Raw genomic sequence first — 13276 nt, forward strand, 5'->3', positions numbered from 1 at the left:
ATCCTTTTACAAAACTATTTTTCAAATAATAATCACCTTAAACACTTTTCCTAAATGTGACATCTAAATCTTTCAATTTAACTTGATTAATTAACTTTGTAACTCAATCCTCACTATAGTAAGAAAAATTTCTATAATTATTCATACTTAATTCTTATTGGTTTAAATTTAAAACTTACTGACTATTTTCATACTCTTTCTAACTTGAATCCTTTAAACTAAACTTATTAAACTTAGAATAACTATTGAACATTTAAATAAACAAAGGACATATAATTTTAATCTAAACTAAGAACTAAAATTACTGAGTCAAAATTTTTTCAAAAATAAATTTAATTTGAGATCTTGACTTAAAAATTAACTTAATCACACATTTGGGTTACCTACTGTTTTGGTGGACTCACCTCTCTTCTTTTATATTTACTTTCAGTTTAAAAATAGCTACTTTAAAAACTAAAAGTATGTTTTCGGTTAATATTTTTTAATAACTAATTTAGTTATCTTGATATTATTATAATTCCACGTATCTAAATTGTCAATATATTTCGAATATTTATTTTTACTTGGTCACATTCTCCCAATAGCTTTTGAATTTCCATTTCTGTCAAGAATCGATACTGACCTTTTTCCAATGATTCGTCTAACATCAATTCACCAATGGAAACCCTCTTTAAATACACCACATAACAACCTACTGCCTTTAACATACGCTTCACTTGGTGCTTACGTCCTTCTGAAATAGTAAGATACCCAGAAACAACGGGCTGGTTATAATGCTTTGAATCTATATTATATAGAGTATCTATAGGAATTTCATGTTTAAAGTCTTTATACATCCCACATTTTTGCACTTCTATTTTTGCAGGTTTCGTTAGTATTTCACCTTTTCCAATGTAAATTCCTTGCTCTAATTGCTTCCTATCTTCCTCCTCTAAAGAACCCAAAGCCCAGAAAAAATAAGTTTTTTCAACATGTTTTTGTGGGTACATCAATTGATGTTCAAATTCACCATCGTTGGTAAGTAACAATAATCCTTCTGTATCCTTGTCTAATCTTCCAACATGGAATACTCCATTCATGTTAACATTATCAAAAAAATCAAATACTGTTTTATTAACTGTATCCTTTCTCGCAGTAATACAGCCAGCAGGTTTATTAAACATATAATATACTTTTCCAGTATAAGCAACTACTTTATCAAGATACTCAATGATATCAGAACTCTCTTTAATTTCTATTGCAGGCTCTGTTATCACCTCTCCATTTACCTTAACCATACCTTCTTTAATATAAGTCCTAACAATTTTCCTCCTCCCAATGGATGATTCTGCTAAAAATTTATCTAATCTCATATTTTATTACTTCTCTTTCTTTCAAAAATCAATGAATCTTGCCTAAAAAATTATCATGATATATTTTTTCTGCTTCCTCAACCTCTAATGGTTTACTAAAAAGATATCCCTGAATGTAGTTGCAGCCCGCTACTTTCAAACGTTTATATTGTGCTACATCTTCTATGCCTTCTGCTACTACTTCTAGATTTAAGCTGTTGGCAAGAGAAACTAAACTGCCCATTACTTTTATGTTTTCTAATTCTAAAAACTTGTCGTTTAAAGACTTATCTAACTTTATTTTATCTACTGGTAAAAAGGTTAAATAACTGAGGGAGGAGTAGCCTGTACCAAAATCATCTAGTGCAATTTTTACCCCTAATGCCTTTAATTGATTAACAAATACTATGGTTTCTTCTTTTTTTTCTAAAAATATACTTTCCGTAATTTCTATATCTATATACTTAGCTTCTACCTTCGCTTCTTTTAATGTATTTTCTAGAAACTCTATATAATTTAAGTCATTTAATTGTTTTGCAGAAAAATTAATGGCAATAGGCTTTATATCTAACCCCTTCTTTTTCCATATGCTTATTTGATTGATTGCCTCCTTCGTTACCCATCTTCCAATTTCTATAATTATCCCCATTTCTTCTGCTACTGGTATAAACTGCCCTGGGGATATAGAACTATTTTTTAGTCTTAAAAGAGCTTCGAAGCCAACAACTTTTCCTGTAAATGTACATACTTGTGGCTGATATAATAGTTTCAATTCATCTTTTTTTATAGCCTCTCTTAAAATTCTTTCTACTTTAAGCTTTTCCCGTAATTTTTCTGTCATTGTTTCATTAAAAAACATATAGTTATTTTTTCCTGCATTCTTTACTTTATACATAGCCATATCCGCATTCATAAGCAATTGAGTAACTTCACGGCTATCAAAAGGATATAGAGTAATCCCCATACTACAGCTTATATAGATTTCCTCCCCTTCAATTATTAGCTTATTTTTAAATATATTTGTTATCTGTTTAGCATAATTTTCAATTTCAGCAACATCATTTTCGCCTTCGATTAAAACAAAAAATTCATCTCCACCAAATCTTGATACAAACATTTTTTCATTTTTGATATTTTCAAGCTCCTCTGCCACTTTTTTTAATACTTTATCGCCATAGCTATGACCTAGAGTATCATTAATTCCTTTGAAGTTATCAAGATCTAACAGCATCACCGCACCAGATTTATCTTTACTTATCTCTTCTTCTAGTTTTTTTATGAATTTTCTTCGATTCGGTAGGTCTGTTAAAGAATCATGGTAAGCAATGTGCTCCAATTTTTCCTTTAAACCTTCTAATTTTTCTGTATAGCTTTGTATCTCATCGTATTGAGCTCTCAGCTCTTCATCTGATGCTGCTAATTGCTGATAGGTTGCTGATATTTCTTCGTTTGAGGCCTCCAATTCTTCTTGATGTTCTTTTAGTTGATAAAAATAACTAGATGTCTTATCCAATATGCCGTTTATGGAGGAAGCTATTCCGAAAAAAGTATCATCTTCTACTAAAGGTAGTCTATATTTTATATTTTTTTCTATATCAATTTGATTAATATATTGATCTAATCGCTTTGCTGGCTTTATAATATTTTTATTTTTAACCCATAAAAGCATCAAAATCATAATAATAGCTATAATAGAACATTTTATAAAAAGCATAGAAATGGAGTAATAAACTTTTTCCGTAGAAAGGCTTAGTACAAGAACGTTACTGATTTCTCCATTCTGAGCCACAGGAACATATATTGTTAATGCCTTTGTATCTACTTTTTCGTAATAGGAGTCTTTCGTAGGGATCTTCCCCTCTAATGCCTCTTGCATTTCTTTTTCTTTATTCTTATCATATATAATGCCTACATCTTTTATATTTGAATCTGCAATAGTTTTTAAATTTTTGTCAACACAAAACACATGAACAACATTTTCTTCTTGAGCCAATTTTTCAACTAAAGCTTGGCTATTAAATTTACGTGTGAGGCTTTCCACTTCATTGGCTCTTATACCTATTTGGATAAAACTCCCATCAGCATTTCTTAAGTATCCATACTTATTATAATTATCTGATTCTGTATCCTTTCTTATTCCTTCCATCAATTCATTTTTCCCACTTATTCTAAAGTTTTCTACAGGATGGCCTTTTAATGCTTTCCAACCTAAATAGGCATCAATATTTGAATAAATAATCATACCTTCTGGGGAATACCAGTATATTTCATCTACTCCTAGATCCTTTGCGATTTTTTTCAATAAATCATTACTTAAATTTTTTTGATCCATCATTGCAACTTTTCCAACTACTCTAATTTTTTCTTCTATCATTTTATTAATAATTTCTAATGAAATAGCATTTTCCTCCACCTGTAGAATAGCTTGCTTAGCAAGGCTTACTCCATTTTGTTTCATCTGTTCTAACATCAAATTTTTACTTTTATAATAACTGATTGTACTTATTGTAAGGATGGCGAGCAATCCAATGACCAATGGCATATAAATTAATTTATATTTATTTACTACAGTATTTTTCATTTGATATTTTGAATTATTTATAGCTTCTCCCTCCTTGACTTCTACTTTTTCTGTACTTTCATCTGACTATAGCTAAAGTGAAACAAAAGATTTCTGGAACACTTAGACATTCCGCAAAAGCAAGTGCTTTTGTAAGAATCCGGGGACGTATCTACTATTAGAAAGGAATGTGAAAATTCTTTAGATTGCATAAATGTAATTTCTATATTCACTTTTTCTACACATTTTCCCATAATTTTATTTTATTCTTTATTGAAAATCAATTCAAGAGTTTTTTCGACTCCATATAAGAGGACCTTGAGATAATAAAAGGTTAGACTTGAGGATTAGTAGAGTGAATGTATATAAGTTAACTTTCGGACTTATAAGCCTACAATCAAAATAAACTCAAAAGAGGGCCTATTAATAAGTCCTCTTTTGAGTTTATTACTTATACTAATTTATTTTACATCCTTTTTATGTCCTAAGCTTCCATTCCAGTTTTGCATCTTAGTTTTTAAGTTAGCCTTCATAGTATTAGCTTTATCTTGTGTAAGTTTGCCCTTGCTAACCATCTGATCTATATTTTGTGATTGAGCATCAACAATCATAGATCTAAGCTGGTCTGCAGTGACACCTTTTTGACTAGCTAGATCAAAGGCTGTCTTTCCAGACTTTGCAGCATCTTGTATTTGTGCTTTTGTAAATCCTAATTTACTTTCTAATATTGAATATATTGGGTTAGAATGTCCTTCTTTATGTTCTTTCTGCTTTAAACTTCCATTCCAGTTTTGCATCTTAGTTTTTAAGTTAGCTTTCATAGTATTAGCTTTATCTTGTGTAAGCTTGCCCTTGCTAACCATCTGATCTATATTTTGTGATTGAGCATCAACAATCATAGATCTAAGCTGATCTGCAGTGACACCTTTTTGACTAGCTAAATCAAAGGCTGTCTTTCCAGACTTTGCAGCATCTTGTATTTGTGCTTTTGTAAATCCTAATTTACTTTCTAATACTGAGTAGATTGGGTTAGCACCCTCTTTTTTATTCTTCATCTTATGTTCTATCTTAGTTGAATTATTAGCTGCTGTATTATTAGATGGTGCAGCTGCATGAACTGTAACAAATCCTGAACCTAATGATACTACAAGAGCTAAAGCTGCCATTACTTTGATATTTCTTTTTACCATTTTAACGACCTCCAAAAGTTAAATTGAATTTTGATGTTTGATGGAATTTAATAATTAACTTATATATATCATATCCATGATTTGTGACAGCTTAGTGACAACTTTATAGATACATTGTTAATATATTGTAACTAGACAAGTCTTCTGTACTGTTAGTTGGAGGAACCCTTTTGAATATTCTTTAATGCTAAAACGAGAGCATCTACATATTTTTCAACATCAGCATCGGTGGATTTATCGTTTCCAATTCCAATATATACTGATTTGCTAGATAAATCTTGATTGAAATATAACATCCCTTTGTTATAAAACACCATATCTGTTTTAACATGGTTTAAGCTTTTAATATTTCCTGAAAGAAGATCAGCAAATTTTTGGTTAGTTTCATAATGTGGACTGCTTTTAGCAAGGACAAATTGTATCTTATCAATATAATTATCACCAAATGAATCTCGATGTATATCTAAAAGAATTGTATTAGAATAATTTTTTACATTCTTTGTTATTAGATCGCGGGAGCTTTCATATGATTTTACATATTCTTTAGGTATTGGACACTGGATGAACCTACTCTTTAGGCCTTCCTTAACCAGTTTATCATTGATTAATGCGCCTATATCAGTTACCTTTATACCAGATGGGTAAGTTTCCTCAGGATGGCTATTGTAAATTACTATGTCTGCTGAAAAGGGTTCTAAAGGCTTTGTGTTATCATTTGGTAGTGCTTTTATACTAGCTAACAAGTTCCCATCAGATGTGTTATTAACTTTACTTTTAGTAGTGACTGCTGGCACTTCTACTTGTGATGCTTCAACCTTAGAACTATTTTTATGTGAACTTATGTTTGAAATATTTACGGCAATACCTAATCCGCCTATAATAACGATAATTATAACTCCTAATAATAAACTCTTAATATTTATTTTCTTATACTTTGAAATCATAATAATCCTCCTCTTTATTTCCGAACTATTCATAACCATTGAAGTAGTGCCTACAAGTCTCCTGCTGCTTCCACCTAGCTCTAGTACTCTTATTATTGCATTTCCATATTGAAGATTTTCACCTTCCCTTAAACGTGAAATTACTTGAGCATCACAGGAAAATTCACAGTCCTGTTTCATCTTATGAAAGCCATACAACAAGATTGGATTGAACCAGTAGATCACAGACAATGAAGTTATAACCCAATTTAGAATTATGTCCTTGTTTTTCAAGTGAGACAGCTCGTGCATTAATATATACTTAAATTCTTCATCAGAAACATTGTCTGCTATACTGACTGGGATTAATATCTTCGGTTTAATGAATCCACATAAAGAGGGAGTGCTTATTTTAGGAGAATATAATATTTCTAACTCAGTTGTTATGTTCATAGAATTCATACAGTTATATAGAATTTCTTTATGGGTACTGTCTATATCTTTTATAGAAGCTCTAATAATTTCTCCAAGTCTTTTATGTCCTGCAGCTATTACTCCTATCAACAATAAAACTCCAAATATCCATGCAAAACATAAGGCTTTCTCAATATTAACTTTGTTTTTTGAAGGTATGTTGATAGCTTTGCTAATTACATTTTGGTTTGAGGGCTGAAAAGTGCTTATTGATACTGAAGTATCCAAATCAGTATTTTCAAGTTGTTGTGGCGATTTGATTTGTGTTTCTTTTACAGTGTTCTGTAAATTAAATTTTTGATACATATTAGAAAGATTTAATGAGGTTTTTGGACCAAAGGGAACTATTAGTTTTATCAATAATATGATCCATATATAATAATGAAAGGTACAATTCAACTTATTTTTGAATATCCCTTTGATAATTAATATCATCAGTACAATTAGGCTGCCAATTAAAGATGAAAGTACAACGGTCTCGAAAATATTTATAAAATCCATATACATCAACCTTTCTTTTTATTTGATTGGTTCAGTATGCTTTTTAGTTCTTCTATATCCCTTTCAGATATTTCTTTCGATTCAACAAAGGTCAATAACATAGATTTCATAGAGCCATTGAATACCCTATCTAGAAATGATTGGCTTTCTAATTTTATACATTCATCTTCTGATATCAAAGGAAAATAAAAATATTCATTACCTGATTTATTAAACCCAATTACTTTTTTATTTAATAATCTGTTTATTAGACTTTTAACTGTAGCTGGTTTCCATTCACATTTATTCTTTAGTACCTGTATAATGCTCACTGCTGTAATTTGGGGATTGTTCCATATTATTTTCATTACTTCCCATTCAGCATTTGATATCTTAGGAATTTTACACATTATTACCCTCCTCCGATTACAATTGTAATTTATAATTTAAGTTTACAACTGTAATCGGAAATAGTCAATATAAATTTGTATTATTTTTACATTTTTATTAGACAATAAACATTTACTATTGGAGCATAGAAAATAAACTTGACGCATAAATTATTATATTTAAATTTACTGGAGATTAAAATACTAGAAAAATATGATCTTATTACCTACTACCTGGATAATGAATAAATTGAATATAGGCGTAAATACTATAGGAATAGAATATTCTTTACAAACCAACAACTTTATATTATAATCAAGTTGTTGGTTTTTTTAAGGTTAGAGTGTAGAACCTACTATCAAAAATTTATTTATGAATATCAAATAAATTTTATAACAAAATTTCACTAAATTAAGATGGGAGGTATACAAATATGAAATTAGGTTTTATAATTCCAAGTTTTCCTAACGAACGCCGGGTAGCTTTATTGCCTGAACATGTAGATAATTTTAATAACGAACTTATAATAGAGCATAATTTTGGAATGAGCTTAGGTATAAGTGATGAAAGTTATGAAGCAGTAGGCTGCAAAATTGCATCTCGAGAAGAAATCTTTTTAAATTGTGATGCGATATTTTCTCTAAAACTCATTGGCGAAGAAGATTATAAATACTTAAGGAAAAACCAGATGATAATTGGCTGGACCCATCCATTCGGATCCGGAAAAAAATTCATGGAAGAGCAAGCTAATATTAAAGATTTAATTATAGTGGATCTAGACAACGTACATCCTACTGTTTATTACAAAAACACAGCTAAAAGAATCGACTGGATTAGACCAAACTTCGTAAAAGATAACAGTTTTATCGCTGGTTATTCTTCTACTCTACACGCTTTACTTAACTTTGGTGATATTCCTAATAGCAATACCAACATTGCCATACTAGGATCAGGTAATGTGTCTCAAGGAGCATTTTGTGCTATTTCTAAATTTAGCAATAATATTACGCTATTTTATAGAAAGACTATGGATGAGTTCATAAACTCTTGTCATAAGTTTGATATTATAATAAACGGCATCGAGTTAGATAAGGATGGTTTGCACATATTAACTCTAGATGATCAAAAAAGATTAAAGAAAAACTGTTTAATAATTGATGCAGCAGCAAATGCAGGTAAAGCAATTGAAGGAAGTGTAAATACTTCACTAAATGACCCAATATATAAAAAGGGTAACGTTTACTATTACGTAGTAAATAATTCACCTTCAATTTTATTTAGGCAAGTTAGTTCAAAAATAAGTAAAGCTTTTAGCGAAAATGTTTATAAAAAAGATGTTAAAATATTTAAAGACTTAGTAATGAAATAGAATCCCTATAAACAGAAACTAGAGTATCTATAATACTAATTTAGATACTCTAGTTTCTGTTTTTTAACATACACATTGACTATTTTAATATTTTATAGAATAAACACTATTTTAACTGTTTATAAATACTTCCATTTAATAATCTTATAATCGTAAAAATAATTAAGCATCCTATAACTGTAACAACAGCATAAACTCCTAAGGCAATATTATTGGGATGACTAAGTAATGCATAAATACTTTTATTATTATCAACAATCTTTCTGCCTTGAAGATTATTGTAATAATCAGGAATCCTTGAAACACCCTCTATCTTAACAAAGGACTTAAGATATTCTGCAATTGCTGTCCATTCCTTTATTTCATTATTATGACCACTAATATTATCATTAATAATCTGAGCTTCAAAATCAGTGATAGGCTTACCATCTTTAGTTTTAGAAACAATTTTTAATAATCCAAAAGACTTTTGTCCTACAACTGAAAGCATCTGAGCAGAATATAAACCTGCCACAACACGATATAATTTTTTGTCATCTATTTTCTCATATGTACCATCTGATTTTTGTAGTACGGCATTTGTAACTCTATTAAAAATCATTCTATTAGGATTAAAAGTATAGCTAATACCTGACATATAGAGTTGTGTACCGCTCATTATTGGTGAAATAGATGCATCTATCTCACAAAGCGTCTTTAACTCTTTACCCGTTAAATAAGCGGAAGTTAAAGGATAGCCTGCAATGCCATCTTTACCTATTCCTAAAGAACTTACAGCAAAAACATCCGCTACAGTAATGTCACCTTTTACAAATGACTCTCGTATTGTACCTGATGGCACAATAGCAACATCAACAGGATCATAATTTAAACCTTCTGCTTTCCGTACAGCATACCTATAAGCATCACTAATAAGATTTCCCAAAGGCTCTTCTCCTTGTTTACTGCCTATTTCTGATGAAGCTGTAAAATTAAAATCCGTTTTTGCTAACACTTCATCAAATTTTAATCCAAAATTATTTAAATATTTCTGCTGTACTAAACTTTTAAAACTTCTTATTTTATTGGAAATATTAGCATCTTCTACTAGATTAGAATCTATTTGCTTAAGATTATAGCTATTAAGTTTCCAACGTTTTTTTGCATTTTGTGAAATTTTCATAACACCTAAGTTTTCAGCATATTTTCCACATGAAGCAATTATAGTGTTTCCAATCACAATAGGCTCTGTTAATTTTGAATGGGTATGTCCACTTATTATAACATCAATTTCTGGAACCTTTTTTGCTAATATTTCATCCTCAGATTTTGACTTATCTTTGTTTGTACCAGAATGTGATAGACAAATAATAAGGTCTACCTTTTCTTTTTGTTTTAAGATATTAACTACTCTTTTGGCATTTTTAGCAGCATCAGTAAACTTAACCTCAGACATAGGTGCATCGGAGGCTGCATCTTTTCCCATTAAACCGAAAACACCAATTTTGATACCATCACGTTCTATTACAGTATAATCTTTTACACCATACTCTTTAGCAGCTTCTTTCAAATTTGAAAGTGATTCAGTTAAATTTCCATTCTTGTCTTTTGGGAATGTCATGTTAGCTTGTACAATTTGTGGTAACTTATCACCACTTTTAACTGCAGCCTTTAAGCTTTTAGTAACTCCTTCCGATCTAAAATCGAATTCATGGTTTCCAAGAGTTGTAACATCATAACCTAGCTCCCCTAATATTCTAAGCTGGGGAGCATCACTAGCATATATGGATTGAAAAAGTGTTCCCATAGAAAAATCTCCTGCATCTATTAATATAGAATTTGGATCTCTTTCCTTTTCGGCATCTATAGCGCTCTTCAACTGCGCATATCCACCTAATTGCAAAATTTTATCATCTTGTTTAACCTTAGAAGGAAGAAAGTGATCGTGCATATCATGGGTAAAAAGTATAGTCAAGTTTTTTTCATTTTCTTCTGCAAAAACTTTAATTACATTAGAGGGTTGTATAATTGTAATTACAAGTCCCACACAAATTATTCTCAAAAATTTCTCTAAATGATTTTTCAAAGTATACCTCCATCGATGCTTAATTATTAATATTTTTTACTTAATAATTTATCTAAGTATATTGATTTCATTTGTTTGCTTGCCATAGCTCGCTTAATAGGCGTAAGCTTTAAAATAGCTGACAAAACTGCTGCCATAGCTCTATGACTAGACAATGCCTTATTATCGAAAATGAGCTCCTGAAGCTGACCTTTTTCAATAGCTTGCAGCACTATCCTGTGAGTTGTATTAGCTGGAGTTATTATCTCCTTTTCTCTATGCTTAAGATATATGCTTTTTTTATGACAGTTTCTAACACATATACCACAGCCAAGGCATATATTTTCATCAACTTTGGCTTTTTTAGATAGAGGATCAACCTTTATAGCATCTATAGGACATGCCCTTGAGCATTTGCCGCAGCCTATACAGCTATCCTCTACAACTTGTGGAAGAAATGCAGTAGTCTGAATAGGATTTAAGTACCCAAATTGTTTAATTGCCCGCATACCTTCACAGCAGCAACCACAACAGTTGCAAAGAAATACTGATCCATCCCTAACATTCTCGCCGCATTGTACTAAATTATAATCATATGCCATATTTAATATTTCCAAACCTTCGGCTGCCTCTATTGCTCTACCATAGCCATGTTTACTTAGGGTATATGCACTGTCTCCAAAGGTTAAACAAACATCCATTGGAGCACTACAGGCTTTCCCTAGGTGCTCCATCTTATGTCTGCAAAAGCACATACTCGCAGTTATAAATTTGGCATTTTTAATTACATTACTAGCTCTATCATAATCCATTATCTCTAGTTGATTTTGATTTGAAAGAACACCCTCCTGTACAAAAACTTTTCCAAACCTTGTTTCAGTACCCAAAAATAAATCTTTAATGAAGTCCTCTTCTACATTTAAATATTGAAAATAAAGTTCTGATAAAGTCTTTTGATCAATATCATCTCTAGTTCTCATAAGAGAAAACTCAAAAAAACCAATCATTGGAGGCGGAAGGCAGTACTCTTTTTTACCATCATAATCAACATCTAAAAGTATAGCTCTCGAAGCAAGCTTTTGGAGAATGCTTTCAGTTTGAACTTCATCCATTTTCCAAATATGACTTGCAGTTTTAACTGTAAAGGGCTTAATAGGGAGCATTGCTACAAGCTCTGCCTCTTTTTCAGTAAAGAGCATGCTTAATATCTTATATAATGTTTTTGATGGCGGTGCTCCCTGTGGAAATCTATTAATTCTTTCCTCTAACCTCTTATAGGCTTCTCTATTCGAAATATGTGACACATTCTCACAGCCCTTCTCTAAATTATTACTATGTCAGTTGAATTATTTTGCCTTTTTTTCTTATTGATATGCCTGTTTGCTCTAATGCTCCATCATTACTCCTCCTTATAGCTATCAATGAGCTTCTTCAATTCCTCAGCATCAGTCTTTGACAGCTTTTTGCCACTCATAAAGCTTGCAATAAATTGAGGCAGTGATCCACCAAAGTTTTTTTCTAAAAACTGCTCACTCTCAAATTTCTGCACTTGTTCCCTTTTTACAATAGCAGTAACAATGGAGTCTTGATTCCTTAATATTTCTCTCTGGCATAGTTTTTTTAAGACTGTATAGGTTGTAGATTTCTTCCATCCAAGCTCTTCGTTGCAAAGCTTTACAAGTTCTCCCGAGCCTAATGGCTCATTTTCCCAAACAATGTTTGCAAAACGGCATTCACTTTCGCAAAGATTAAATCTATCCATTATATACCTCCAATGGTCTATAATTACAAATTCACTTATTAATAGTCTATTACTATAGACCAATTGTGTCAAGTTCTATATAGGATTATAAGACCGAAAGTTAGTTTCCCTATAGTGGTCAAATTTATTTACCGAATCTATATAAAGCTGAAATTAGATGTGTAAATCTCACCCCCAGTCATTTTTACATAATTCTTAAAATTATGATATACTATAATCACTACTAAATGGGGGTAAAGAGAATAATGAGGGAAAAAGTATATTTAGAAAAATTTGCTGCTGAGGATTTTGATAAATATTATAAATTAGTTGGCAGTGAAGAGGTAATGGCAATGATTACTGAACGAGCAATTCCTTTAGATGAAGCGAGAGGAAATTATAATTATCTTTTGAATAACAATGAATTACATAAGTCCTTTGGCAGTTTCAAAGTACTCGAATTAAAAACTAATAATTTTATTGGTTTAGGTAAATTAAAAGTTGAAGAAATGAATTCTAAAAAAGCAGAGCTTGGATATATGTTATTGCCTGAGTATTGGGGTAAAGGGATTGGTAATGAAGTTGCTAGACTTCTGGTTAAAAAAGCAAAAGAAGAAAAACAATTAAACAGAATTACTGCGATTATAGACCCTAATAATATTCCTTCTAGAAAAATTTTGATTAATAATGGATTTGTCTCAGATAAAATATGTGAAATAGATGGCTTACCAGGAGAAATATTAAGCATGAAAATATAGAAACCATCACTACTAT

At 30.8% G+C, this 13276-nt stretch carries 10 protein-coding genes; 2 read left to right on the top strand and 8 right to left on the bottom strand.

Translation table 11 applies throughout. The features are described from left to right. Window positions 1-527 precede the first annotated feature (527 nt). The 5 genes from I6U51_RS17950 to I6U51_RS17970 form a co-directional block, all read right to left on the bottom strand. A complete protein-coding gene (locus tag I6U51_RS17950) occupies window positions 528-1352 on the bottom strand; it encodes a pseudouridine synthase (protein WP_211143932.1) in 825 nt (274 codons plus the stop codon). A gap of 28 nt (window positions 1353-1380) precedes the next feature. After that, the gene (locus I6U51_RS17955) at window positions 1381-3912 is read right to left on the bottom strand and encodes an EAL domain-containing protein (RefSeq protein ID WP_246517430.1); all 2532 of its coding nucleotides are present in this window, start codon (window positions 3910-3912) and stop codon (window positions 1381-1383) included. Between the two features lie 440 nt (window positions 3913-4352). Then, window positions 4353-5081, bottom strand: a complete 729-nt coding sequence (locus I6U51_RS17960; RefSeq protein WP_211143933.1) for a hypothetical protein — start codon at window positions 5079-5081, stop codon at window positions 4353-4355. Window positions 5082-5233: 152 nt separating this feature from the next. Then, window positions 5234-6979 carry a M56 family metallopeptidase gene (locus I6U51_RS17965; RefSeq protein ID WP_211143934.1) on the bottom strand — a complete coding sequence of 582 codons (1746 nt, stop codon included), beginning with the start codon at window positions 6977-6979 and terminating at the stop codon, window positions 5234-5236. Window positions 6980-6984: 5 nt separating this feature from the next. Continuing rightward, a complete protein-coding gene (locus I6U51_RS17970) occupies window positions 6985-7368 on the bottom strand; it encodes a BlaI/MecI/CopY family transcriptional regulator (protein ID WP_211143935.1) in 384 nt (127 codons plus the stop codon). Between the two features lie 413 nt (window positions 7369-7781). On the opposite strand from I6U51_RS17970, the gene I6U51_RS17975 reads away from it, so the two are divergent. Then, window positions 7782-8717, top strand: coding sequence for a Rossmann-fold NAD(P)-binding domain-containing protein (locus I6U51_RS17975; protein WP_211143936.1), 936 nt, complete (start codon window positions 7782-7784; stop codon window positions 8715-8717). 106 nt (window positions 8718-8823) lie between these two features. On the opposite strand, the gene I6U51_RS17980 is transcribed toward I6U51_RS17975, so the two are convergent. The 3 genes from I6U51_RS17980 to I6U51_RS17990 form a co-directional block, all read right to left on the bottom strand. Then, window positions 8824-10782 carry a bifunctional metallophosphatase/5'-nucleotidase gene (locus tag I6U51_RS17980; protein WP_211143937.1) on the bottom strand — a complete coding sequence of 653 codons (1959 nt, stop codon included), beginning with the start codon at window positions 10780-10782 and terminating at the stop codon, window positions 8824-8826. A gap of 26 nt (window positions 10783-10808) precedes the next feature. Beyond that, on the bottom strand, window positions 10809-12065 hold the full coding sequence (locus I6U51_RS17985) for a 4Fe-4S dicluster domain-containing protein (RefSeq protein ID WP_211143938.1): 1257 nt from the start codon (window positions 12063-12065) through the stop codon (window positions 10809-10811). Window positions 12066-12160: 95 nt separating this feature from the next. Beyond that, a complete protein-coding gene (locus tag I6U51_RS17990) occupies window positions 12161-12523 on the bottom strand; it encodes a BlaI/MecI/CopY family transcriptional regulator (protein WP_211143939.1) in 363 nt (120 codons plus the stop codon). A 245-nt stretch (window positions 12524-12768) separates the two neighbouring features. On the opposite strand from I6U51_RS17990, the gene I6U51_RS17995 reads away from it, so the two are divergent. Next, the gene (locus I6U51_RS17995) at window positions 12769-13260 is read left to right on the top strand and encodes a GNAT family N-acetyltransferase (protein ID WP_211143940.1); all 492 of its coding nucleotides are present in this window, start codon (window positions 12769-12771) and stop codon (window positions 13258-13260) included. The last annotated feature ends 16 nt before the right edge of the window (window positions 13261-13276 follow it).

It is taken from the genome of Clostridium aciditolerans (assembly GCF_016316925.1).
Classification (GTDB): domain Bacteria; phylum Bacillota; class Clostridia; order Clostridiales; family Clostridiaceae; genus Clostridium_AM; species Clostridium_AM aciditolerans.